The 25,575-nt window shown below is 47.5% G+C and carries 24 protein-coding genes; 13 read left to right on the top strand and 11 right to left on the bottom strand.

What is annotated here, in order from left to right; genetic code table 11:
* The first annotated feature begins 174 nt into the window (after window positions 1-174).
* Window positions 175-918, top strand: coding sequence for a sulfate transporter CysZ (cysZ, locus tag DS731_RS10240; RefSeq protein WP_119501231.1), 744 nt, complete (start codon window positions 175-177; stop codon window positions 916-918).
* An 8-nt stretch (window positions 919-926) separates the two neighbouring features.
* On the opposite strand, the gene DS731_RS10235 is transcribed toward cysZ, so the two are convergent.
* Window positions 927-2,411 (bottom strand): sel1 repeat family protein, encoded by a 1,485-nt coding sequence (locus DS731_RS10235; protein WP_119501230.1) that lies wholly within the window; start codon window positions 2,409-2,411, stop codon window positions 927-929.
* Between the two features lie 12 nt (window positions 2,412-2,423).
* The gene (gene nlpI / locus DS731_RS10230; protein ID WP_119501229.1) at window positions 2,424-3,314 is read right to left on the bottom strand and encodes a lipoprotein NlpI; all 891 of its coding nucleotides are present in this window, start codon (window positions 3,312-3,314) and stop codon (window positions 2,424-2,426) included.
* 130 nt (window positions 3,315-3,444) lie between these two features.
* Between nlpI and cdd the strand changes: the two genes are divergently transcribed.
* Window positions 3,445-3,867, top strand: a complete 423-nt coding sequence (gene cdd / locus DS731_RS10225; RefSeq protein ID WP_119501228.1) for a cytidine deaminase — start codon at window positions 3,445-3,447, stop codon at window positions 3,865-3,867.
* 23 nt (window positions 3,868-3,890) lie between these two features.
* On the opposite strand, the gene DS731_RS10220 is transcribed toward cdd, so the two are convergent.
* Entirely contained in the window at window positions 3,891-4,181 is a 291-nt protein-coding gene (locus tag DS731_RS10220) for a DUF1244 domain-containing protein (RefSeq protein WP_119501227.1), read from the bottom strand.
* Window positions 4,182-4,288: 107 nt separating this feature from the next.
* Window positions 4,289-6,409: a polyribonucleotide nucleotidyltransferase gene (gene pnp, locus DS731_RS10215; RefSeq protein WP_119501226.1), complete on the bottom strand. Its 2,121-nt coding sequence runs from the start codon at window positions 6,407-6,409 to the stop codon at window positions 4,289-4,291.
* Window positions 6,410-6,670: 261 nt separating this feature from the next.
* On the opposite strand from pnp, the gene DS731_RS10210 reads away from it, so the two are divergent.
* Window positions 6,671-7,225 carry an HNH endonuclease gene (locus DS731_RS10210; RefSeq protein WP_119501225.1) on the top strand — a complete coding sequence of 185 codons (555 nt, stop codon included), beginning with the start codon at window positions 6,671-6,673 and terminating at the stop codon, window positions 7,223-7,225.
* Window positions 7,226-7,227: 2 nt separating this feature from the next.
* Here DS731_RS10210 and DS731_RS10205 read toward each other — a convergent pair whose 3' ends face one another.
* The 5 genes from DS731_RS10205 to DS731_RS10185 form a co-directional block, all read right to left on the bottom strand.
* On the bottom strand, window positions 7,228-8,115 hold the full coding sequence (locus DS731_RS10205) for a mechanosensitive ion channel family protein (RefSeq protein WP_442858461.1): 888 nt from the start codon (window positions 8,113-8,115) through the stop codon (window positions 7,228-7,230).
* Window positions 8,116-8,225: 110 nt separating this feature from the next.
* Window positions 8,226-9,473, bottom strand: coding sequence for a glutamate-5-semialdehyde dehydrogenase (locus DS731_RS10200; protein WP_119501223.1), 1,248 nt, complete (start codon window positions 9,471-9,473; stop codon window positions 8,226-8,228).
* The gene (gene proB, locus DS731_RS10195; protein WP_119501222.1) at window positions 9,470-10,579 is read right to left on the bottom strand and encodes a glutamate 5-kinase; all 1,110 of its coding nucleotides are present in this window, start codon (window positions 10,577-10,579) and stop codon (window positions 9,470-9,472) included. The genes DS731_RS10200 and proB overlap by 4 nt, the downstream gene beginning before the upstream one ends.
* Before the next feature lie 14 nt (window positions 10,580-10,593).
* Window positions 10,594-12,093: a sodium/proline symporter PutP gene (gene putP, locus DS731_RS10190; RefSeq protein WP_119501221.1), complete on the bottom strand. Its 1,500-nt coding sequence runs from the start codon at window positions 12,091-12,093 to the stop codon at window positions 10,594-10,596.
* A 345-nt stretch (window positions 12,094-12,438) separates the two neighbouring features.
* Window positions 12,439-13,437 carry a DNA topoisomerase IB gene (locus DS731_RS10185; RefSeq protein ID WP_119501220.1) on the bottom strand — a complete coding sequence of 333 codons (999 nt, stop codon included), beginning with the start codon at window positions 13,435-13,437 and terminating at the stop codon, window positions 12,439-12,441.
* 409 nt (window positions 13,438-13,846) lie between these two features.
* Between DS731_RS10185 and DS731_RS10180 the strand changes: the two genes are divergently transcribed.
* Entirely contained in the window at window positions 13,847-14,398 is a 552-nt protein-coding gene (locus DS731_RS10180; protein ID WP_119501219.1) for a hypothetical protein, read from the top strand.
* Window positions 14,399-14,455: 57 nt separating this feature from the next.
* Here DS731_RS10180 and DS731_RS10175 read toward each other — a convergent pair whose 3' ends face one another.
* Window positions 14,456-14,986: a DUF2878 domain-containing protein gene (locus tag DS731_RS10175; RefSeq protein ID WP_119501218.1), complete on the bottom strand. Its 531-nt coding sequence runs from the start codon at window positions 14,984-14,986 to the stop codon at window positions 14,456-14,458.
* Between the two features lie 148 nt (window positions 14,987-15,134).
* Between DS731_RS10175 and DS731_RS10170 the strand changes: the two genes are divergently transcribed.
* Window positions 15,135-16,754 carry a diacylglycerol kinase family protein gene (locus tag DS731_RS10170; protein ID WP_119501217.1) on the top strand — a complete coding sequence of 540 codons (1,620 nt, stop codon included), beginning with the start codon at window positions 15,135-15,137 and terminating at the stop codon, window positions 16,752-16,754.
* Window positions 16,755-16,783: 29 nt separating this feature from the next.
* Complete coding sequence (locus DS731_RS10165; protein WP_119501216.1) at window positions 16,784-18,088, top strand: DUF2254 domain-containing protein; 1,305 nt, start codon at window positions 16,784-16,786, stop codon at window positions 18,086-18,088.
* A 2-nt stretch (window positions 18,089-18,090) separates the two neighbouring features.
* On the opposite strand, the gene DS731_RS10160 is transcribed toward DS731_RS10165, so the two are convergent.
* Window positions 18,091-18,249, bottom strand: a complete 159-nt coding sequence (locus tag DS731_RS10160) for a YqaE/Pmp3 family membrane protein (RefSeq protein WP_119501215.1) — start codon at window positions 18,247-18,249, stop codon at window positions 18,091-18,093.
* A 1,074-nt stretch (window positions 18,250-19,323) separates the two neighbouring features.
* Between DS731_RS10160 and DS731_RS10155 the strand changes: the two genes are divergently transcribed.
* From DS731_RS10155 to DS731_RS10125, 7 genes are all read left to right on the top strand, one after another.
* Window positions 19,324-19,593: a hypothetical protein gene (locus tag DS731_RS10155; RefSeq protein WP_150154273.1), complete on the top strand. Its 270-nt coding sequence runs from the start codon at window positions 19,324-19,326 to the stop codon at window positions 19,591-19,593.
* A 96-nt stretch (window positions 19,594-19,689) separates the two neighbouring features.
* Window positions 19,690-20,679 (top strand): hypothetical protein, encoded by a 990-nt coding sequence (locus DS731_RS10150; protein ID WP_119501212.1) that lies wholly within the window; start codon window positions 19,690-19,692, stop codon window positions 20,677-20,679.
* A 1-nt stretch (window position 20,680) separates the two neighbouring features.
* Window positions 20,681-22,849, top strand: a complete 2,169-nt coding sequence (locus tag DS731_RS10145) for a DUF3987 domain-containing protein (RefSeq protein ID WP_119501211.1) — start codon at window positions 20,681-20,683, stop codon at window positions 22,847-22,849.
* A 59-nt stretch (window positions 22,850-22,908) separates the two neighbouring features.
* The gene (locus tag DS731_RS10140; RefSeq protein ID WP_119501210.1) at window positions 22,909-23,640 is read left to right on the top strand and encodes an AAA family ATPase; all 732 of its coding nucleotides are present in this window, start codon (window positions 22,909-22,911) and stop codon (window positions 23,638-23,640) included.
* A gap of 13 nt (window positions 23,641-23,653) precedes the next feature.
* Window positions 23,654-24,391 (top strand): hypothetical protein, encoded by a 738-nt coding sequence (locus DS731_RS10135; RefSeq protein WP_119501209.1) that lies wholly within the window; start codon window positions 23,654-23,656, stop codon window positions 24,389-24,391.
* Window positions 24,391-24,948: a hypothetical protein gene (locus tag DS731_RS10130; protein ID WP_119501208.1), complete on the top strand. Its 558-nt coding sequence runs from the start codon at window positions 24,391-24,393 to the stop codon at window positions 24,946-24,948. The genes DS731_RS10135 and DS731_RS10130 overlap by 1 nt, the downstream gene beginning before the upstream one ends.
* Complete coding sequence (locus DS731_RS10125) at window positions 24,945-25,415, top strand: hypothetical protein (protein ID WP_119501207.1); 471 nt, start codon at window positions 24,945-24,947, stop codon at window positions 25,413-25,415. The genes DS731_RS10130 and DS731_RS10125 overlap by 4 nt, the downstream gene beginning before the upstream one ends.
* The last annotated feature ends 160 nt before the right edge of the window (window positions 25,416-25,575 follow it).

The following is a 25,575-nucleotide window of genomic DNA, read 5'->3' as shown; positions in this document are numbered from 1 at the left end:
GGTGATCAGCGCATAGGAAAATTATTGTTATCCGCTGACTCTATCAAAACTCACACGCTGTAACAATTGGGTTTTCTCACCGCATGCGGATACAGGTATACTGCATGTGCATACTGGCCCGGCAATTTGAATCCGGATCAGAACCCATTTTCAAGTGCAGCTTCAGGAGACGTAATGCAAAATAAAAGCGGACTCAGTTATTTTATGACCGGCTTTTCACTGATTAAAACAAAGGGCCTGAAACGGTTTGTATTCATCCCGCTGACGGTTAATTTGCTGCTTTTTTCCGTGGCATTTTACTTTCTGTTCGGCGAAATAGGAGAAGGCATTAGCTGGCTGATGAGTTTGATCCCGCAATGGCTGGACTGGCTTCGTGGCGTGATCAGCTTTTTCCTGTGGCCTCTTGCAGTACTGTCAGTGCTGCTGATATTTGCATTGGTTTTCGGTACCCTGGCAAACTGGATAGCGGCTCCTTTTAACGGCATTCTGGCCGAAAAAGTTGAGCGCCACCTCACTGGTCAATCCATCGGCGATGATGGTCTGCTGGACTTAATTAAAGATGTACCACGGATGCTGGGGAGAGAATTCGCCAAGTTAATCTGGTACATCCCCAGAGCCGTTGTGTTTTTAATCCTGTTTCTGCTTATCCCTGTCATCGGCCAGGTGTTATGGTTTATGTTCAATGCGTGGATGATGGCCATTCAGTATTGTGACTATCCCTACGACAACCATAAAGTACCGTTTAAGGTGATGCGGGCGCACCTGGGAAAACATAAGACACTGTGTTTCTCTTTCGGCGTGGGCGTGAGCTTATTTTCCCTTATCCCGCTGGTGAACTTTATCGTTATGCCGGTAGCTATTTGTGGTGCCACCGCCATGTGGGTTGAACGTCTGAAGCCCGATTTACAAAGCCGCTGAAAACAGTTTTAAAACGGTAACGGTTCCTCATCGTCTTCTTCAGGAACCGTTTCTTCCGGGTCTCCCTTTCCTGCTCCCAGAAAGGCATTGTATTTATCCAGCCATTTTCCGGCCTTGCGGGTTTGCCCTGCCTTTTGAAAAGACTGAAACATATTCATGAATACCGGACGCTGGGCTTCAGGGCGTGAAAGTTGCTGACGCCACAAAGCCATGTAGATTGGTGGAATATCACCGCTGTCATGGTGTTCAAGAAAGGTAATATGCCCGGAAGGTTTATAGGCACGGATATCGGAACGGGCGCAACTTTGTGCCGGCCAGATCCCGACACCGGGTTGCAATGCCTGCCAGTTATCCAGTGTGGAGAGAGGTGAATAGGTAATTTTGCCGTCGAAAATCAGATTTGGTGCATCCTCACTGCCGCAGTACCGTTTGGCGGCATTTTTCCCCAGCGCATATTCATCAACAAATCCGGCAAAGTGCGCCAGCTCATGAACAAAAACCGCATAGGAGTCAATCAGGTCAAGAAACATTACACCGTTATTTACGTTGGCTTTACCCTGCTCTGCAATAATCACAGCATGGGTTAATCCCCGCTTTTCCACCGCGTTGGCAAGGGGCCTTACATCACAACCGAGGCGTCCCTGTCCTTTCCAGTCGCCACCACAGTTCAGACTGTCATCCGTCAGCCACACCGGCGCATCCAGACAAATTGCCAGTGACTGCAGGCGTTTGTCTTTGCGGAATTCTGTTACGATTTCATCGGCTTTTACAATGGTCGATAACGAAGTAGCAAACAGACCTATTTTCTGGCTGCAACTTTCATCCGTTCTGGCTTTAGCCGGCACTGAGGCTGCGCTGTAGGGTGAATAGGTTGACAGAATACGTCTGACCTTCCCCGCCATTTCATGACCGCTGTCAGCAGCCTGAGCAATCCATTTACCGGCAGCCTTACGTTTACCGTCTGCCCACAGCAATCTGCCATACTGAAAAGCACTTTGCGGATAATCATTAGCGGTTACACGAAGCCAGGGTCTGGCTTCTTCCGGTTGGGCATGCAGTAAGTACCAGTCGGCAAGTGCCGCCTGACCCGGCAAATAACCTTGTCCGGCGGCCCGTTTAAGCCAGGTTTCCCGTTTTACCGGGTCATCCGTTGTCATGGCGAAGGCCAGCTGAGCTTCGGGCACATTGCCGATAGCTGCCAGGCTCATCAACCGGTCACTTTTCGCATCATCGCCGACCAGTTGATACAGTGCCCAGGCCGCATCGGCGTTATCCAGAGCAACCAGCTTATTAAGCCAGAACGCTGACCCCTGCATAGTGGCCCAGGCTACAAGGCGGTCTTCTGCTACACCGCTGCCGTTTGAGGCTGCCAGCCATAACAGTGAAGCAGGGTTCGATGCGGACTCTGCATTGTGAAGGAGTTGACGGGTATCACGACCTGAGTCAGACCCTACCAGCAATATAGCCAGCAGTGCTACGATAAATCCACGCATACAGGATTCGGGTTATTCAGTATCGTCAGCGGGATGGCGCAAACGGTTCAGCTCAATTCTGGCATAACGGTGCTCCACATAATCATACACATTGGTACTGAGAGCCAGCTTGAAATAATTTGAAGCGATCCCCTTGTTTCCCAGCGCGCTATGGTATTTACCGAGATAGAAATAAGCCTCACAAAGACGATCTGTCAGCTCTTTCTGGCTGGAAATGCCTTCGATAAGCGAATTGAGTAATGCCGTTTCACTGGATGTGCCTAAAAACAAATCAACCAGTTTCACCGCCCAGTGTCCGGGATTAAGCCCGGGCCGCACGGCGACCAGCCAGGCCTTAGCATCAACCGGATCGATATCGTGTTTGGCAAAAAATGTCCACAACACTCTGAAAGGATCTGTTTCGTCTTTGGTCTGAAAAGTGGTGAGATCGTCGATGGCCAAATCAGCGCGACCGCCGTAGTACAGTGCAATACCACGATTTAAAAATGCGAAGTCATATTCCGGATCGATATCAAGGGTCGAATCAAATGCTTCGTATGCCTGAATAAAATCCAGCTGCTGCACAAAATGAATACCGATTGAATTATACGCTTCCGCCATGTCCGGCTTCAGTTGCAAAGCCTGCGTGTAATCATACTGTGCCAGACCTGCCAGGCCGACACTGTCGTACAACATACCGCGCTGATAAAGTAACTCAGCACGATCCCCGTCGGGAATAGTCGCATTCGCCAGTACCTGATTGTACCGCGCAATTGCCATTTGAGAGCGTGGATTAACCGGCGCTGGTTCTGCGAGTAACAGATTCCCCATTTCTCCTTTGGGTTGCGCTTGTTGTGAACTGGCACAGCCGGACACAGAGACCGCCAGATAAGAAAAAAAGATGAGACTAATGACTTTACGCATGTTAAAAATGGATTCACTCGCTATGAAAATGACGTGGCGCGGGCAAACTGTCTTCCTGACAGTCATCCGATGGCTGACACCATCGCCGATTTGGTAAAAAAAGTAAAGCCTGAGCCACCAGAGAGATGTAATGGAAAATAAAAGAATAACACAACTGAAAGAAACAGCCCAGGCAGCAAAGCAACACGCCCATGCCCCCTACTCCGGTTTTCATGTGGGTGCTGCCGTGCTCACCACCGGTGACAGTATCTTTGCCGGCTGCAATGTTGAGAACGCGGCTTATCCGCTTGGCCAGTGTGCAGAAGCCACAGCCATCGGAGCAATGATTGCAGGAGGCGCCCGACAAATTAAGGCCATTGTAATAGCCAGTCCCAATGACAGTTTCTGCTTCCCCTGCGGCGGATGCAGGCAAAAAATAGCTGAGTTTGCAGGTGATGACACACCGGTGATTCTGGTGACTGACGACGGTAAAACAGAAACCTATACTGTTGGCGATTTACTGCCCCATGCTTTTCGTTTCAGTAATTTACAGGCTGATAAAGAACACGCATAAAAAAACGGCCTGCCGGCCGTTTTCTATTTTTTCTTCGCTTCCATGGCTGCGAGTTGCTCAGCGGTAGCCGGCAACTGGTGTTTTTCCTTCCACTCGCTGTAAGGCATACCGTAAACCGCTTCCCTGGCCGCTTCGTAGTCTACGTCAACACCTTCATCTGCCGCTGCCTTGCTGTACCATTTAGCCAGACAGTTACGACAGAAATCCGCAAGGATCATCAGGTCGATATTCTGCACCTGTTTATTATCATCCAGATGTTTCAGTAACCGGCGGAAGGTTGCTGCTTCAATTCTGGTCTGTTCATCGCTGGTCATATTCCACTCCTGATCATTATCCGTATGCACCGGCGCGCCGGCAACGGACAGGTAAAAAACAAAAAGGGCGCCAGAAGCGCCCTTTTCAACAAGGTGAAAATAAAAGCTTATTCGCCTTTATCTTCTTTAGCTTCTGCAGGAGCCGGCTTTTCAAGCAGCTCTTTGATGCTCAGACGTACACGGTTCTGACGGTCAATTTCCATGACTTTCACGTCAACCATTTCGCCTTCTTTCAGGTAGTCGGTCACTTTGTTCACACGCTCGTGAGCGATTTGTGAAATGTGAACCAGACCTTCCTTACCAGGCAGTACTTCTACGAATGCACCGAAGTCTACGATACGGGTGATCTTACCGTTGTAGGTTTTGCCTACTTCGATTTCAGCCGTTACGCCTTCAATCATGCCGATCGCGATATCTGCTTTAGCACGCTCAGTGGCGAAGATCTTGATAGTACCGTCATCTTCGATTTCGATGTTGGTATCAGACGCTTCAGTGATAGAGCGAATCATCGCGCCACCTTTACCGATTACGTCACGGATCTTGTCCTGATCAATCTTCATGGTGTAGATGCGTGGAGCAAATTCGCTCAGCTCTTCACGGTGACCGGTGATCGCCTTATCCATTACGCTCAGAATGTGTAAACGGGCTTCTTTTGCCTGTTTAAGTGCAATCTGCATAATTTCTTTGGTGATACCTTCGATCTTAATATCCATCTGCAGTGCAGTGATACCTTCGGTAGTACCGGCTACTTTAAAGTCCATGTCACCCAGATGATCTTCGTCACCCAGAATGTCAGACAGAACCACGAAGTTTTCGTCGCTCTTAACCAGTCCCATTGCAATACCCGCAACAGACGCTTTAATTGGTACACCGGCATCCATCAGCGCCAGAGAAGTACCACATACAGACGCCATAGAAGATGAACCGTTAGATTCAGTGATTTCAGAAACCACACGCACTACATACGGGAATTCTTCATCAGAAGGCATAACCGCCTGAATACCACGTTTCGCCAGACGACCGTGGCCGATTTCACGACGCTTAGGCGAACCGATCATACCGGTTTCACCCACACAGTATGGAGGGAAGTTGTAGTGCAGCATGAACTTGCTGTCACGCTTGCCCTGCAGTTCATCAATCATCTGTGCGTCACGTTCTGTACCCAGAGTGGCAACAACCAGAGCCTGAGTCTCACCACGGGTGAAAACAGCAGAACCGTGAGTACGTGGCAATACGCCAGTCGCAACGTCAAGAGCACGAACCATGGCAGGATCACGACCGTCAATACGTGGCTCACCAGCCAGGATGCGTGAACGTACTACGTCACTTTCCAGGTCGTGCAGCAGATCAGAAGCTTCTTTAGCATCTTGCTCTGGATTTTCTTCCAGAATTTTTGCCAGCGCTTCTTCAGTAACTTTTGTTACTGCGTCTTTACGCTCAAGCTTGTCAGAGATCTGGTAAGCCGCAGTCATGCCGCTTTCAGCCAGTTCTTTTACTTTCGCTTTCAGTTCGGTGTTTTCAGCTTTAGGCGCCCAGTCCCATGCCGGAGTATTTACTTCAGCAGCGAAAGACTTAACCGCTTCCACAACTGCTTGCGACTGTTCGTGACCGAACATTACCGCACCCAGCATCACGTCTTCAGACAGTACGCTGGCTTCAGATTCAACCATCAGAACCGCACTTTCAGTACCGGCAACCACCAGGTCAAGCTGGCTTTCAGGCTGCTCAGAGAAACGTGTATTCAGGATGTACTCGCCATCTTTGTAACCTACACGGGCTGCACCAACAGGACCGTTGAATGGAATACCGGAGATAGCCAGTGCCGCAGACGTACCAATCAGTGAAATGATGTCAGTCGGGATTTCAGGGTTCGCAGAAAGTACGGTAACAACAACCTGTACTTCATTGAAAAAACCTTCCGGGAACAGTGGACGGATTGGACGGTCAATCAGACGGGCTGTCAGTGTTTCGCCTTCTGAAGGACGGCCTTCACGCTTGAAAAAGCCACCTGGGATTTTACCGGCAGCGTAAGCTTTTTCCTGATAGTTAACCGTTAACGGGAAGAAATCCTGATCGGCTTTCGCTTCTTTTTTACCAACTACAGTTACCATCACAGAGGTATCGTCCATGCTGGCGATGACGGCTGCAGTTGCCTGACGTGCGATAACGCCAGTTTCCAAAGTTACAGTATGCTGACCATACTGAAAAGAATGAGTAATAGGAGTCACTATTTGTCCTTTATTTTCTTTAATATATATATTCGCTTTTGAACGCGGCGCATAGTATAGCCGCGATAATTACCTAATGCCATTATCAAATGCCTGAAAGCCGCTGACTGCCGGATTTATCTCCTTAAACTGCTAAGATTTTTTGATTTGCTGTTTGCAGGCGAATTAAACAACAAAAAAACTTGGCAATTGATTACTTTTTCATCATATTGAAATATAAAGCAGTATGCTATAAGAGTCACACATGAGGAGATGTCCCTGATGCTGGTATTAAGACTCAACAAAGCGGGTATGCCACAGGAATGGGTTTTGCCCGAAGAGGCTGCAAGGCTTTATTGTCAGGACAAAGTGTTGTTCGAACTTGGTGCGACCGCCTGTACCCTGCACGGTGGCTGGAATAATGCCGGAATCCGGAGCGAACTGACGTTATCCAGCATTATTGCCTGCGACGGAAAAGTGACTGATGTAAGCGGAAAAATTGCATTATGTAACCGTTATCTTTTCCGCCGGGATGATCATTTATGCCTGTATTGCGGTCAGCGCTTCAGCCCCGGCCAGCTCACCCGCGACCATATCATTCCACGATCCCGTGGTGGTCAGGATAAATGGACGAATGTCGCCACGGCCTGCGGGCGCTGTAATCACGCCAAGGGAGCCCGTACACCGGAAGAAGCTGACATGCCGTTACTTGCCGTTCCTTTCAGGCCAAATCTTTATGAACGTTTCTACCTGATGAACCGGCGTATTCTGGCTGACCAGATGGCCTTTCTGAGCAGTCACTTTTCACGACAGCGTAACTGGCAGGAAGGCGTATAGCGTTATTCCTCTGCTACCGTTTTGCCGGACGGGCGATTGGCGGTGGCAATTTCACTGTGCCACAGCGCCATCCAGTCTTCTGATATCTTTTGCTGCAACGTATGGGCTTCATCAATGGGGCAGAACAAAGACACGGTGATGCGCAGTTTCGCAAACTGATTGGTTTCAATTGCGATATCCGGATCGATATCAATAAACTCCGCTTCCATATGGCGTTCGATTAAACTTTTATAACGTCCGGCGACTTCACGGAAATGTTCGCAATGCTTCAGCGTCCGGGTTTTAAAAGCAGGCAGAATTGCATAAGGATTAGTCTCCGGCTCCATGACCAGGGTAAAACTGTGCAGGGTATACCGTCGCAGGAAGTTAAGATTTCTGATTGGCTGGGTAACCAGCTGGCTGTTCGGAATATACAAATGCTTACCGGTGTAGGTATGGGATTCGGGATCGACTTCCAGCAGCGCGGTTTTAGCCCAGTCCATTTCCACCACTTCACCACGAATATTATTCATCTCAATCCAGTCGCCCACGCGAAACGGCCGGGCGCCGAGGTAATAAATGAATCCCATAAAACACTGTATGAATTCGCGGGTAGCAAAAACAATGGCCACCATAAAAGCAGCAATGGAGATTGCGAGGTTCTGGATTTCGGTGGACCACACCATGATCAATAACACCAGTAAGGTTGCGTTACCCAACTGTTCAATGATGTTGATGGAGTGACGTCTGTCTTCGCCGGTTTTTTTACTGCGTTTTTTAAGCAAACGTAAAATGGCACGTTTGGTCAGCAAAAAAACAATGATCAGGACTGCAGACGCCGGCAGTTTGTGGGACTGGGAAAAATCGGCAACCTGTTGCCACCAGGCTTGAAAATCAACGCTGATGTCTATCATAAAACCTACGTAAGAACCGGATTAACATAAAAAAACACCGGGCTGTTGCCCGGTGCTTTGGATTATCGCAATTCAGTACTGTAAGTACAATGCGGACCAGTGAAAAGTTACGATCTCACCTGCCCTGTTCCGTTAACGAGGAATTTCTCAGCGGTGAGCGATTCCAGACCCATCGGGCCATAGGCATGCAATTTAGTGGTTGCGATACCAATTTCTGCTCCCAGCCCAAGCTGACTGCCATCAGAAAAACGTGACGATGCGTTTACCATCACAACTGAGGCGTCTACCGCACGCTGGAAGTAGTTCGCTGCATCAGCATTTTCGGTACAAATAACTTCGGTGTGGTTACTGCCGAAATCAGCAATATGCTGAATAGCGGCATCGAAGTCTTCAACCACACGTACGGCGATTTCCAGTCCCAAGTACTCTTCACCAAAAGCATCATCAGCAATAACATCTGCATTATTGAAGTACTGCGCACCTTTGTCATTTACATGCACTTTCACATTGTGCTCTTCAAAGGCTTTCGCTACCTGAGGTAAAAAGTCACCGGCAACAGCCTGATGCACCACCAGACCTTCCAGTGCATTACACACACCGGTGCGCTGTGTTTTACCGTTCAGCAGCAGCGCCATGGCTTTATCCAGATCAGCATCTTTATCTACGTATAAGTGACACACGCCTTTAAAGTGCTGAATTACCGGCACTTTAGAGTTGTCTGTTACGTAGTTGATGAGCCCTTCACCACCGCGCGGAATAATGACATCAATGTAATCACGCTGTTCCATTAACTCCTGCATTAACGCGCGGTCCGGATCAGGAACCACACTGATCAGCTCTTTCGGTAACCCATGCTTTTCAAGTACATCCTGCAACAGACCGGCAATTGCCAGACTGGTATCCAGTGCTTCTTTACCGCCACGCAGGATAACCCCGTTACCGGATTTAAAACACAGTGCACCGGCGTCAGCCGTCACATTAGGCCGGGCTTCATAAATCATGCACACGACACCTAACGGGATACGCATTTTCTTAATTTCAATGCCATTCGGACGGGTACCGATAACACGTTCCTGTCCGACAGGATCGTCCAGCGAAATAATCACTTCTATGCCTTCAGCCATGGCTTCAATGCGTTCATCATTCAGCGTCAGACGGTCAATCATAGCTGCATCCAGACCATTCTCTTTAGCCCGTGCAACTTCTTCGGCGTTGACCTGTTTAATTGACGCTGTATTAGCACGGAGAGCCGCTGCCATGTCTTTAAGCACGGCATTCTTCGTGCTTTCATCCAGTACCGCTAACTTCTGTGCGGCTTGTTTGGCATTTTTTGCTAATGTCGTAATTAAACTCATTCTTTCTCCAGATTTGCTAAATTCTTTTTCGAAATGATGGGGCCGGTTTTTTCTTCAAACTCCGACGCAAACTCATCATTTTCCTGATTGGCGATAAAGTTAAGCAGGCAACTGCTGTAATTCGAGCGTGCCTTCACCAGTTTGGTCCCGTCATCTTTTCTGACGATGATGGTGTCTCCCACCGAGAACTCACCTTTAACGTCCACAATTTCTTTGCTGGTCAGCGATTCTGCATCTTCAGACAGGATCGGCGCAAATTCACTTTCTACGATCACCTCACCCTGCGCACGGGTTGTATGTCTCATCCAGTGCTCGTTTTCTGCCATCGGCTTCTCATGAGCAATGAAGTGGGTACCCGGATTTTTGCCGTCCAGCAACATATTAAACGAAAGCTCAGTAAAACCATTAATAATGAAAGTATCTATACCATGCGATACCGCTTTCTCTGCTGCTTCAATTTTCGTGCGCATGCCGCCGGTGCCCACACCACCTTCAACAGCGCCACCAGCCATGTCATAAATTCGCTGGTCGATATGCTCAACTTCTGACAGTAAAGATGCATCATCATTGGTATGCGGATTTTTATCATAAAGACCATCCACATCAGAACAAATAATTAATGCATCCGCATCAGCGGCTGCTGCTACCATCGCAGACAAGTTATCATTATCGCCAACTTTCAACTTATCTGTTGTTACCGTATCGTTTTCATTAACGATAGGAAGTATGTTGTGATCAAGCAGACTGAAAATAGTGTCCCGTATGCTCACGTAACGCTCACGGTCACGTAAATCAGCATGTGTCAGCAACATCTGTGCTGAAGGAAAGTCAAATAACCGGTCCCAGGTAGCCATCATTTCAGTCTGACCCGCTGCAGCCATCGCCTTCTTCACAGTAATATCGGTACGTTCTCCATCAGGGAACTGATGTGCACCTGCGGCTACTGAGCCTGAAGATACCAGCACAACCTGTGTTCCCATCGCACGGCATTTCACAATGAACTGTGCAATACTGAGCAGATAGTGACTGCTGCAACCTTTGCGGTTCGGTGAAATTAAAGCACTACCGACTTTAATGACAATGCGATTCCAATTTTTACGTATCATAATATCAATTTACCTTAAGATTGTTGATTCGCCAGTTCCCGGTTCGCTTCGCTGAACATCGCCGATACTTCAGACGACGGGGCCTTACCCATAGCGGAGAACAACCACAGTGTTACTGTACTTACAGCAAACCCGGGGATAATTTCGTAAATAGCACTACTCAGTGCTTTCCCGTCTTCCAGAACAGGAACATAAATCCAGAACAATACCGTTGCCGCACCACTGATAATACCTGCCAGCGCTGCGTTGTGTGTCAGGTCTCGTTTATACAAACAAAACAGTACCAATGGTCCGAAGGCTGCACCAAAACCTGCCCACGCATTGCTCACCAGAGACAAAATTGTATTCGACGAGTCCAGTGCCAGCAGCAACGCTGCTATCGCAACCCCTGCTACACCAAAACGTCCAATTTTTACAGTGTCTGATTCACTGACCTGTTTCTTACTGACCACACGATAAATGTCTTCAGTCAGTGAACTCGCCGATACCAGTAACTGCGATGAAATCGTACTCATAATCGCAGCCAGAATTGCCGCCATCAAAAAGCCGCTGATTAACGGATGAAACAATAATTGAGAAAACACGATAAATATTGTTTCCGGATCATCAATCGCAAGGCCAAACTGATTAGCATAAGCAATACCGACAAACCCCGTTCCCAGCGCACCTGTGATGGTTACCAGCATCCACGACATACCAATATTCCGGGCGGTAGAAATTGCCTTCACTGACCGGATTGCCATGAACCGTACAATAATGTGCGGCTGACCAAAATATCCAAGCCCCCATGCCAGACTGGACACCAGTCCAATCAAAGTGACGCTTTCCCAGGATGCGGCCAGACCGGGTATCGACTCATAAGCTGCATTATTCATCTGTGTAATACTGTCAAACTCAGTGAATGCAACAACCGGTACGAGTACCAGAGCGACAAACATAATGCATCCCTGAACGAAATCGGTCATGCTGACGGCTAAAAAACCACCAAGTAAAGTATAGGACACAACCACACCCAGCGTGATTAATAATCCCCACTGGTACTGTACGTCAAAAGCACTCTCAAACAGCTTGCCCCCGGCAACCAGACCAGCAGACGTATAAAGGGTGAAAAACATTACGATGATGGCTGCAGAAACAATTCGTACTCTTGCATCGGATTTACCGAACCGTTTCGCGAAAAATTCGGGCACAGTCAGTGAGTCATCTGCTACTTCTGTGTAAACCCGCAGTTTGGGTGCCACCAACAGGTAATTAGCCAGTGCACCGGCAACCAGACCGATAGCAATGTAAAGCGCATCAAATCCCGATAAATACATCGCCCCCGGTAATCCCATTAACATCCAGCCGCTCATGTCTGAGGCGCCTGCTGATAACGCTGTAACCTGAGGGCTGACCTGCCGGCCGCCGAGTATATAACCTGAGATATCGCTGGTAGATTGCCTGTACGCAAATAAACCAATTCCCAGCATTGCCAGAAAATACAGGGCTAAAGAGATGTAGCCTTCAAATTGCATAACCGGTATTCAGCTCCTTACTTTAAATAGATAAACAAAACGGCGCCGGATGCGCCGTTTTGTTTATCTGACTAATTAATTTGAGTTCTAACTATAACAAAAAAACACAATTACCTTCAAGTCTAATTATTCGAAACGCTGACTTTCCGGCTCCTTATTGCCAATTTCATCATTACTGAATTCAGCAGCACTCCAGCAAGAAAACAAAATATAACTCATTGTTTTAGAACACATAAGCAACAGTAAAATAATTTAGCGTAGCTATCAGACACGGCAATTCATGCCAGTTATACGCTAAAAATTGTTTTTCAGATTAAAACTACCCTGTTCAGCAAGTTGACAGTTTTATGACACAATAATTTGAGCAAGACGCTGTTCAATAGCCGAAGTGAGCTTGTTGCCGGGTTTATTCTTTTCCAATATCTTTTCGATCTCCATCAGTGTCTGCTGACGATTTTCTTCCTCTTCACACAAAGAAATTAGTTTCGGGTGAATGTAATATTGGCGGCATACTGAGGGCGTATTGCCGAGCATGGAAGCAATGTGCTTAACAAAAGTCGTATCCCAGCGCCGGCGCTGGTTTTGCAGATACAAATTCTCCACATCCGGCAGTGACAACAGACCGAAACGGGATGCCCCCCAGGTTCTGAAATCTTTGCAGGAAAAATCATCGCCAAGACGGGAGTGAATAAAGGCATTTACGTCACCACTGTCAACGTCCTGCCAGCGGCCATCATCACCGGTGTAACGAAAAATTGCGTAGCCCTGCGCCTGCGCACTGTCACACACCAGGTTGGCTAATTTCGGATCTGAGATATCTACATGACGCTCCTTTCCGTGCTTTCCGGTAAAACTCAGCGACACCGCTTTACCCTCTTTCTCAAGATGCTGCCTGCGTAATGTGGTTAATCCGAAGGTACTGTTTTGCTGAGAATAGACCTTATTACCTGCCCTCAAGCCAGTGTGGTCTAACATCAGGCAAACAAGGGCCAGACTCTTTTCGCGGGACCACCCTTTAGTGTCTACAGCACGCCAGCAGAATTGCCGGAATTCCGGTAAAGCGTCTGCAAAGTCGCTGAGTTTCGAAAATTTTTCCTGCTGACGCTGTTTATGCCAGTTATCATGATAAATATATTGTTTGCGACCCTTTGCATCGATACCGGTTGCCTGCAGAGGTGCGGAAGCGTCACCCGCAATGTGTACATCACGCCAGTTAGGAGGAATTATCATTTTGCGGATGCGATTAAGCTTGCGCTTATCCTGCAGTTGCCTGCCACTCTCGTAGCAATAACTGAAGCCCTTACCTCTGCGCTGACGCACAATATTCAATTCACTTTTTTCCATGTTACAGTCCGGCCATAAAAAAAGATGGATGTTCTGTTGCGCCCTTTAACGACACTCATCAAACAAAACTAAGCAAATAAAAAGCCAGAGCCCTTCGTGATGCTTGCAGGCAACTTATGTCGCTGGCGCACAGGTTTTTTTGCGGCCGGAAACACTGGTTGATGAGTCTGAATAATTTTCAGTGGTTACGAAAATTATTCAGACGAAACCATGAAAATCTTATATTCACCTCTTTAACACTTAAGTAAGTACAATAAAAACAACAACCTGCAAAAAGGAATAAAGTTTGAATATATCTGTCTAAACATAATTATTTGAGTATGTTGATCAGGTCCGGTGTTAAGAAATAGTTTAAGCGTGATACGTGTTGTCTTAATCCCGCTCTGAAAGGAACGTAAAGGTAAGAAATATGAGTAACAAAGCTACATTGATTGACATTCATGCGATTGTACATGCTGAACACATTCAGGTAGCCGCTGTCTATGATTCACAGCAGGATGCGCTAAATTCGATAGAGTCTGTTATCGCTGAAACCGCAGTTGAAAAAGATCAGATTACTTTGATAAACCCTATGGATCCTCATTTCAGTGAGAAACTGGAAAGAGCCAGTAGTAAAATAGGCAAAACATTATGGTCGTCTCACCTGAAGCTGGGCTTCGCCGGGCTTGTTGCCGGCTTTATTGTCGCGGCTCTGCTCGTCCAGTTCGGACCGGCACTCACTAAAAACAATCCCTTATTCACGTACATCGCGCTAATCAGTCCGGGACTGTTCATCGGGCTGTTCATCGCAGGACTGACAGGATTACGTCCTGACCGGCACGAAATTATAGAAACTGTCAGATCGGCCATAAAGCGCAAGAAGTACGCACTTGTTGTGAACCTGAAAAAGGGTCAACAGGTAAACAACATAAAAACGCTACTGGGTTCACGGGGACACAAGGTCACTGAAGCAATTCAGTAATACGGATGACTGAGCTGATGGATGTCTGGTCTGATTACCCTGTCGTCCCGGCTGCAATCAACTCTCAGCAGCGGTTTTGCCTTCCCGGCCGTTGAGAAAGGCATCTGCGTAGAGACAAAGCGGAACCGTAACAGCCCATATCGCGCTGAGTATGCCGAGGGTTAATACCGTATCAGCCGGAAATATAACGGCACCTGCCTGTGCACCGGCGTAATAGCTTAGCGGACCTGACACGGCGCCCAACACTGCAGCAAGAGCATATCTGCCCTGCAAGTAATCGAGGCTGACACGCAACATTAAACCAAAGGCAATCCACAACGAAATAAGCCATATAGGTATCAACCAACCTTCGTGATCACTAAATGCAAAAAATCCTGACCAGAGCAGCGCGCCATCAATGATACAGCCATAAACGGCAATCCCGGCAGCCATTATCAGATCCGTTTTTTTACGGGGAGACAGGATGAAAAACGCGGCAATAAGTAGCCCGATGATGGTGAGGTATTCTGAAGTAAAGAGAATAGCCAGAAACCAGATAGTCTGAAACCAGACAAAGTACAACACTTTTCTTAACGCAGACGCCGGCATAGGTTTCCTTCAGGTAATCAGGTTAAAGATAAAATGAAAGTGACAGTAGCGAATATATTTCCCCTGTTGCTAACAGGATTTTTAACCGTTTTAGTATTTCATTACGTAATGACAGCAGCATAGTTCAATACAGGAAAGGAGACACTTTGTGAAAATGGTGAAGTATTATCTGGCTGGCGCGATATTAGCATTTGCACTGGGTTTTCTTGTTCCCTGGTGGCCTGCAGTTGTTGTTTTATGGTGGAGCGGATTTTCACTGGCAGCTGTTTCACTGGCATACGTCGCAAACTACCCTGCTCTTTTCCGTAAACGTGAAGACGGGTCTATCCCCTTCTACATCAGGTGGATATTTATCCCCTTTTTGCTCGGTACGGGAGCCTACAACGCATGGGCAAGAAAATACGATAAAGTACCTCCTATCCAACAAATTGAGCCTCAATTGTATCTTGCCTGCAGATTGTCAGGTAGTGATGTCGCTGCGCTGAAAGAAGAAGGCGTGGATGCAATTTTGGATGTAACGGCTGAATTTGATGGCCTTGACTGGTCTGCATACCAGTATGATTGTGCTTATCTGAATATCCCTGTTCTTGATCATACCAGTCCGACACCGGAACAACTTACCACTGCCATAAACTGGATCCAGCAGCAAACGTCAGCAGGAAAAAAAGTCGTTGTACATTGTGCACTGGGACGGGGACGTTCAGTACTGACAGTTGCAGCCTGGTTGCTGGCAAAAGATCAAACACTCTCAGTAATGGATGCCATGAATCAAATCCAGTCTGTCAGAGAAACGGCCAGATTAAACAAAAAGCAACTGGCGGCACTTAAGAGTGTTAAATCCGGAGGCCGGCTCAAATTGACGCGTACATTGTGCCTCATAGCCAATCCGGTGGCCGGTGGCGGCAAATGGGAACAGGAAAAAGAACATATTCTTTCAGAACTAAACCCCCATTTCAGGGTAACGGTAAGTGAAACCACCCCGGAATGCTCAGCAACGGAGCTTGCTGAGAAGGCGCTCAATGAGGGTACGGATATCATTGTCGCCTGTGGCGGTGACGGAACAGTTACCGAAGTTGCCAGTGTATGCACAGATAACCGCGCGGTGCTGGGTGTTATTCCTCTTGGCACGGCAAATGCCCTCAGTCAGGTATTCCATGGTTATATCAGCAAACTCATGCCCATTCAGACAGCCTGTGATGTCATTATCGACGGACACACCCGGGCTGTTGACACTGCAATGTGCAACGGAGAACTGATGTTACTGGTTGCAGCCGTAGGCTTTGAACAGGAAATGATTGCGTCTGCTGACCGTGAAGAGAAGAACGAAGGCGGACAGATGGCTTACTTGCGCGGTTTATGGCAGGCAATATCTGCAAACACCGACATGAAGCTAGAGGTCAGTTTTGACAATGATGAAACTGAGACCATTACTACTCCGAGCTTCGTTATAGCGAATGCTGCACCGGTGACCACCGCACTGGCTCAGGGCGGCGACGAGCCGGACGTTACTGACGGAAAGCTGGACATTACCTGGCTGACCTCACAGGAGGACAGTGAAACACAGTTTCTCTCGCTGGCTGAACTTATCTTCACGACTAAAACCAGTAAGCAAAATTCAGGGCGAATAAAACACAGACAGGTAAAAAGTATCACCGTCACCCTTCCTGAGCAGGCAAGCTATGCCATCGACGGAGAAATACGTGAAGCAGATAAGCTGGAAGTACAAGCGATACCCGGCAACCTCACTGTACTGACGGCCCGCGATTAATACAAAACAGGAAAAGGGAACGCCTGACTATGATAAAACCTGTCACCAGCTTTGCCAGAGCAAGATGGGAAGGAATACGAGCCAGCTACTGGTTCATTCCGGTATGCATGATGTTTAGTGCATTTTTGCTGGGTTATACTCTGATTTACTATACGCCGGATGTAGTGTCAGAAGCGGTATTCAAAAACCTGATCCCTCCGGTACCTGCCGAAGAAGCCAGTGATCTTATCTCTGCAATTGCAACGTCTATCATTACCGCCACGAGTATTGCGTTCTCAATGACACTGGTCGCTCTGACCATGGCATCTTCACAGTTCGGGCCCAGACTGCTGCAAACATTTATGGACGACCGCGGTACACAGTGCGTGCTGGGGATCCTTACCTCCACCTTTATCTTTTGCTTAAGCGCACTCCACCGCATCAGTGTCAGTGACACCGATATGGTTATATCTTCAGTGCTCTCGCTGATTGTCCTTGCCATCGGTATTGCTGACACGCTGGTATTAATTTATTACATTCACCATATCGCCAGATTTATTCAGGTGGATGAAATCATTAACCGCTGTTACCGCGAGTGCACTGACAACCTGAAAAATTTATTTGCTCTGACCGACGGGGAGAAGGGCCACCATCACCTTGCACCGGCCCTTATCAACGATAGTCCTGTAACCACGCATCTCTCGCTGGACGAAGCCGGTTATATTCAAACCATAGACTATCTCAGTTTGTTGTCCGGTGACGGTATTGACGGCGTGAAAGTGTATGTTCGTGCCGGTGATTATGTGGTGCCCGGAGAAACGATTATCACTGTGCACAGCAGTGAAAAGCTTAGCAACGACAGCCGTGATTTTTATCTTTCGTGTTTTGTGCCGGGTAAGCGCAGAACATCATTGCAGGACCCGGAGTTTTCATTGACGCAACTTGTGGAAGTTGCACTCAGAGCACTGTCGCCCGGTATTAATGATCCGATAACAGCAATGACCTGTGCAGACCGTCTCACAGCCGTTTGCTTACTGATGTCTGAATGTGAATTTCCCTGTGACACTGTGATGAACAGTGATGTCGATGTGTGGATGCAACGAAGGACTTACACCTTTGAGTCTGTTCTTAACACTGCGTTTGACCAGATAAGGCAGGCGGGCTCATCTCATGTAGATGTAATGTTGCATCTTCTTGGCTGTCTCAAAACATTGAAAGAAAAGTTGCCGGAAGAATACAAAGAGACAATTCAAAAGCAGGTTGAGGCTGTCAATGACCTTGCTGGGCCACATCTGCATTGCGAAAAAGACAGGAAAGATGTTGCGGCTGCCGTGAATGCAGCCGCAACGGTCTGAACTTAACGGGTTGCGATGATATACACTGCGTGAACGATTCCCGGGATGTAACCCAGTAACGTCAGCAGAATATTAATCCAGAACTGTACCCCGATGCCTACCTGTAAAAATACACCCAGCGGAGGCAGTAAAATTGACAGTAATATGCGAAGAATATCCATAGTTTTCCCTTTCTGTTGACTAATAAATACGGTTACAAGGGATAAAGCCAGAATGATGCCAGAATGATGAGGTCAGATTTAAAAAACCGGAATGTCGGCTGGGTGTTACCTCCGGCTAACCGCAAAGAAGGACAAATATTGCAGGCATAAAAAAACCCCGGCGTTTAAGCCGGGGCTTTCAGTTTGGTGCGGAAAGCGGGACTTGAACCCTGAAACTTATATTTCTTGGGTAGCTGAGGGACGCAAAAGCAGTATCCTGAAGTGATAGTACCTACTAACAAGAACCCTGAAACACCCATGAAAAGATCCCAATGGGACATGACGTAAATTGTGATCATGGAACCGGCATACGAGGAATATGACAGTTCCATACAATCAGGTATACATACAGACACTATTTAGTGAAACTGAATACTTTATTTAGTTAAAAATAATTTCCGTGCATCTACAGACATTTGCGACAAACGGATCACTTTTACGTTTTCTTTAATATCTTTACGATTTAAACTGCCCAACCAGTTGAAAGACGTTGTAACCTTGAAAGTTCTTCTCAGCTGGATGGATAAAGAGTCAAGTGCAAGGATTAAAGTATGACTTATACAATTTTCACAGACAGTGAAACCGGCACATTCAGTACCATTATTGGGAACCATTCCCCGCACAGTTACTGAGGTAACTTAGTAACCCCTGCAATTAATAGTAGTGTAAGTACATGGAGTAATGTGATTAGGCAACCGTTCGGTTGCTATTGTGGTAATTCACTTATATCCCTAAGATCCCTATATACATATATATAGAGACCTGATTAAGTAAGAAAGATCAATCACCTACAGGAAATAATTCGCCGGATTTTGAGGAAAAAATTATCTGGAGTATAACTTGTTTTTCGGTAATTTAGAGGTTAACCAAAGACAGCAACTGTCTGACAACGTAAAATTAAAATTAAAGCACCAACCTGCAAAGAGACCCTTGTTTCAGCGCATAGGTGTAATTTCTACCAAAAGCAACACTGTACCCGAAGACGTGTTTGATATTATTCTGAAACTGCCCCCGCACTCCGGGATTCTGTTTCAGATGCTAAAAAATACATACCGGTTCGATACAAACCTGGTGTATTACGAAACCAGTCAGGAAGAACGGACGTTGCACTCACCTGAGTACAAACGTCTGAGTAAAGGCCTTCAGCCGCTGAAGAAGCATGGTCTGATTGCCAAACTATCCAAGCTGGAAGTGAGCAGACGGAAACTGCCAGCTAACCGTATACACTTTATGTTCAACCCGTACCTGATCATGGCGGCTAATGATGATGCCAAAGATCTCTGGGACGAGTTAACTAAGAAGTAACCACTGCGCCCTACGGGGCGCATTGCTATTCCCCCTGTTGATTCCCAGGGCCACCGGTCGGTGGCTATTGCGGTTTAATCCGTGAAGGAATCAACGATGCTATATACCAATCATAGTGGACTGCCACTATCCATTGGCGTGTGGCTGGCACATGATGACTACGACTACGATGATCGCAGTAATCACATTTCCGCCACATCGCTACTGAAACCCCTCAAGCAATTCATCCTGTCTAATCGTGTAGAAAACGATGAACGCAAAGAAGACATTGTTGGACGTATCCCAAGTTCCATGGGAAGTTCCATCCACAACGGTATTGAAGCCGCATGGAAGGAACACTACCGCACTAACATGGAGAAGCTGGGCTACCCGCAGAAAGTCATCGACAGAGTTGCGATAAACCCGACAGAAGAGTTCCTGAAAGAAAACCCACGCTGTATACCAGTTTATCTGGAAGTCCGTGCAGAACGGGAAGTAGACGGCTTCATCGTATCGGGTAAATTTGACTTCATCGGTGATGGCCGAGTAGAAGACTTCAAGACCACCTCGGTCTACACCTACATGAACCGAACCAATGATGATAAATACATCATGCAAGGTTCTATATATCGCTGGCTTAATCCGGACAAGATAAAGCGCAGTGATATGGCGATTCAATTCATTTTCACCGATTGGCAGGGTTCCCGTACCCGTGAGCCCAATTACCCCAATCAACGGACTCTGGAACATAAGCTGCTGCTCAAGCCAGTGGAAGAAACAGAGTCGTTCATACGCAACCAGATAGCCCTGATCAAACGATTCAAAGACGTACCGGAAGACGAACTGCCGGAATGCTCTGATGAAGATCTGTGGCGTAGCGAGACTATCTTCAAAGTCTATAAAGACGATAAAGCCAGACGTGCAGTATCAGGCGGCGGTAGATTTACCGACAAGCGGGAAGCGGAACGCTTCGTGCGACAGAAAGGTTCAGGTGTAATTAAGACTTTCCCCGGGGAAGTAAAAGCCTGTCGTTTCTGTAAAGCCATGGATATCTGTTCTCAGGCACAAAGATACCTCGCATCCGGCGAACTTACGCTTAGAGGATAGCATGAGAGAGTTTAAAGTATTTGACCGTGACAAAATCACATTTCACCCCACCGCAGAACGCATTGCACAACACCTGTGCGCTTACTGCGAAAATGATGTGCCAACCTTCTTCCGTGTACTGACCAGCTACGCACTTGCAAAAGTAGCGTCACAGATGCGGGCGTCCATTAAGACGCACAACCAGAAGCCACTACCTATTAATATGTATGCAGTGGACCTGGCACCATCGGGATTCGGTAAAACCAAAGCCATGAACTTCCTTGAAGAAGAAGTGGCCGGATTGTTCAACGAACGTTTTAAAGATGAGTTGCTGCCCTACGCTACAGAGAAAAACTTAGCGAAGCTGGCAACGCGCCGTTCTATCAGTAACAGTACCGATCCGGACGATGAAATGGATGACTTGATTGCTGAGTTCAAAGCATCAGGTACGTGGCTGCCGTCATTCGACTCCGCCACTCCTGCAGCACTGAAGCAGTTCAGACACAAGTTGTTAATGGCAGATGCTGGCTCACTTAATTTCGAGATTGACGAAATCGGGGATAACCTGACTGGCAATCAAGAAGCCTTCAGTAAGTTCCTTGAACTGTACGATAAAGGTAAAATCAAAGAGTCGCTTACCAAGAACACTAAGGACAACCAGCGTCTTACCCATATTGAGGGCCAGACACCATGTAACCTTATTATGTTCGGTTCGCCGGCTTCGCTGATGGACGGTGGTAAAAAGGAAGAAGAGTTCTTCACTATGCTGGAAAAAGGTTACGCCAGACGTTGCCTGTTCGGTATAGCGAAATCAGTTAACCGCAACCTTGATATGACCGCTGAAGAAATCTATCAGCGTAACGTGTCCAAACAGTCACTGGAGTTCATTGAAGAGTTCGCTGAACAGCTTCTGGAACTGGCAGACCCCCTGCACTACAAACGCCAGATTGCACTTGATTACGAAGAAGAGATTCTGCGTATCGAGTACGACCTGTGGTGTAAAGACCGTGCAGAGGAAATGAGCGAGTTTGATGTGGTCAAACGCATCGAAATGGAACACCGCTGGTTTAAGGCCATGAAACTTGCTGCTACGTACGCCTTCATTGAAGGTAATGCGAAGATCACAGCAACTAACCTCTATAACGCTATCGCAGTGGTAGAGGACAGTGGAGCATCATTCCAGGGTCTCCTTACCCGTGACCGGCCATACGTTAAGCTGGCAAAGTACTTAGGCGGTACCACCCGTCCGGTGACTCAGGTAGAACTGGTCGAAGACTTACCTTTCTTCAAGGGAAACCAAAGCCAGAAAGCAGAAATGCTGACCATGGCCGTAGCCTACGGTTATCAGAACAACATCATCATTAAGAAGCAATTCATTGATGGTATTGAGTTCCTGAAAGGCGAAAGCCTGAAAGAAACGGACACTGATGCCCTCACAGTAAGCTACTCAGACCATGTGGCCTACAACTACTTCAACGACACTATCACCTGGGAAAACTTAGCCAAGCTGACCCAGATGAACGATATCCACTGGGTATCCCACCATGTATTGGAAGGACACCGGTGCGAAGATAAAACTAAGCCCGGATTTAACCTGCTGGTTATTGATTGTGATGGTGACGTGCCCTTGGCTACCGCCCAGGCACTGCTGCACGACTACAAAGCAATCTTCTACACCACTAAACGTCACCAGACGGAAGGCGTAGACAGATTCCGTATCGTACTGCCGATGAAGTACACCCTGAAGATGGATGGCACTGACTACCGTGAATTTATGGAAGCAGTGTACTCATGGCTCCCGTTCGACATTGACGAACAGACAAGCCAGAGAAGCCGTAAATGGCTATCCCACGAAGGTAACTGCTTGGTACAGGATGGTGAATTGTTCGACCCTGTTTCCTTCATTCCGAAGACCACGAAGAATGAGGAACGTAAGCAACGCCTGCTGGATCAAGCCAGTCTCACTAATCTTGAACGCTGGTTCGTTAATAACACCGGTCAGGGTAACCGCTCTAATCAGTTGATTAAGTACGCCCTGCTGCTGGTTGATTCCGGTAAAACACTCAGTCAGGTAGAACAGGCCACACTTGCCCTGAACGAAAAGCTGGCTGACAAACTGCCGGAAGACGAAATCCACACCACGATCATGATCACTGCCCGCAAAGCATTCGCCAAGGCACAAGCTGCCTAAACATCCCTAAGTGGCCACCCTTCGGTGGCTACTGCGCTTTTCTTAATTTGGAGAACATCATGTCACTCGAAGTGAATGACAATCTGGTGCTGATCTGCGGTAAGTCTGCCGTAGGTAAATCTGCATCATTGCGAGACCTGAAAAACCCCGAAGGGGTCATGTACCTCAACTGTGAATCAGGTAAGAAATTACCTTTCCGCAGTAAGTTCATGGAACTGGTTGTAACTGACCCGCTGCAAGTGGAAGAAGCCTTTGAAATGGCTGAAACCGATGATATGGCCCATGTACACACCATCGTAGTCGATTCACTCAACTACCTGATGGACATGTATGAGTCAGTGTATGTACTGAACTCAGAGAACACCATGAAGGCCTGGGGTGATTATACCCAGTACTTTAAGCGTCTGATGCAACACCACGTTGCCGGCAGTTCTAAAAATGTCATCTTCCTTGCTCACGTTGTCGATCAACTGAACGAAGCAGATATGGTCCTTGAAACGAAAGTACCGGCTAAAGGTGCTATCAAGAACCAAGGTGTTGAAAGCTACTTCTCCTGCATCATTGCAGCCAAAAAGATGAAGCTGAAAGACCTGACTGATGAGTCAGAACTTCTGAACGTCACCCCGCAGGAAAAAGCCCTCGGCTACAAACACGTCTTCCAAACACAGATTACTGAGAAAACAGTAAACGAGCGTATGCGCGGTCCTATGGGCCTGTGGGAAATGGAAGAAACTTTCATTGATAACGATGCACAGAAAGTGCTCGACCGTCTGAACGAATACTACAACTAAGGTAATTGCCACTATGTCACTTAAAAATGCCCTGAAAACCAAAAAAGATATCAATCTGGATTCTGACCGTGTAGGTGGTCGTCGTATGCTGGAAACTGACGCATACCCGATGAAAATTAAGTATGCCTTCCTGGACGCCGCCAAAAGCGGTGCAATCAGCCTGAACTTCCAACTGGAGTCAGAAGCCGGTTCAGTAACGCAAACTACATACCTGACTTCCGGTGAGGAAAAAGGTCTGAGTAATACGTACACCGATAAGGAAGGTAACGAACAGTACCTGCCTGGCTTCATTCTGGGTAACACCATGACCCTGCTATCTGTAGGTGAAGAAATCGGTGATCTGGACACCGAAGAGAAGGTGATCAACCTTTACGATTTCGATGCGAAGAAAGAACTGCCAACCAAAGTACAGATGCTGGTAGATCTGCTGGACAAAGAAATCATTGCCGCAGTAGAACTGCAGGAAGTGGACAAGCGTGTTAAGAACGATCAGGGCAAGTACGTTGCATCTGGTGAGACACGTCAGCAAAACGAAGTCGTTAAGTTCTTCCGTGCATCTGACAAAATGACCGTGACTGAAATCCAGTCTGAAGCTGAAGAAGCTACGTTCATTGATGTCTGGACCGAAAAGAACAAAGGCCAGGTAATCAACCGTGCCAAAGGTGCTTCCGGTAACGGTGCAACTAAAGGTGCGCCACCTAAGTCTGGCGGTGACAAAGCCCGTTCAGGTGTAAAGAGCCTGTTTAAGTAATGATTGTCGCGGGACTGGATCCAAGCCTATCAAACTTGGGGATGGTAAAGGGCCACTTTGACGGAGTGGCCTTTGACCCGCACGAACTGAAACTGGTCCAAACCAGTGCGGACAAATCAGCGAAGAAGCAGGTACGGAAGAACTCCCAAGACCTGCAACGCTGCCGTGAACTCCATGACGGACTTCATAAGTTTATCGAAGGCGTAGACCTCATATTTGTAGAAGTACCCGTAGGGAGTCAGTCAGCCCGTGCAATGATGTCATACGGTGCATGCGTCCAGCTGCTTGCCGGTATCAAAATCCCCCTTATTGAAGTGACCCCTAATGAAGTGAAACTGGCTGCTACCGGCGATAAGAACGCCACCAAGCAGGACATGATCACGTGGGCAGTCAATAAGTATCCAAACGTAAAATGGCTTACGCAGAAGCGTAACGGCCATCAGGTGATCACAGCTAAGAACGAACACTTAGCCGATGCCGTTGCCGCTGTAGAAGCAGGCATGCAAACGGACACCTTCAAACAATTACTCAGCTTTCACAGGAAGATCAGAGCGTGAAAATTTTATTAGAAGAATCCGATATCACTACGATTATCGAACAACACATTAAGGCGGCCAACGTACTTAATCTGGCAGAACAACCGTTCACCGTTGAATTACAAATTGACGGTACTGAAGTCACAGCCGCAATCAACACTGATGTTGCTGCCGTAGCCAATCCAGAAGCCGAAGCTAAGCCTGCACCTAAGCGCCGCCGCCGTAAACAGAAGTCTCCTGAGCCGGTAGCCGAAGAAGCCCCTGAAGCAGAAGACGAAGCCGAACAGGAACCGGAACCTGCAAAGGAAGAACCTGCTGCTGAAGAAACCGCCGAGCCGGAAACTACAGAAGAAGCACCACAGGAAGAAGAAAAGCCTAAAAAGTCTTTATTCGCCGGTGTGAAGAAATCTGCAGTAGTTGAGCCGGAAGATGAAAAGCCACCTTTCAAAGCTGACGAACAACCTAATAAGAAATCACTGTTCGCCTGATGCTTAAAAAGGCCTGGTCATTCCTCAAAACCATCCTGACTATCATACTTGTGTGTGTATGTGTCGGGGTGGTCGTAGCCGTGACATACTTCCTTTCTATATTTCTCGCCGTCCTGTTGGGGATATGCGCTGTAGCGGGATTGGTGTGGCTTATCAAACA

The organism is Alteromonas sp. RKMC-009 (assembly GCF_003584565.2).
Classification (GTDB): domain Bacteria; phylum Pseudomonadota; class Gammaproteobacteria; order Enterobacterales; family Alteromonadaceae; genus Alteromonas.
The sequence above is the reverse complement of the archived record's forward strand: the minus strand, read 5'-3'. Positions and strand labels throughout refer to the sequence as shown.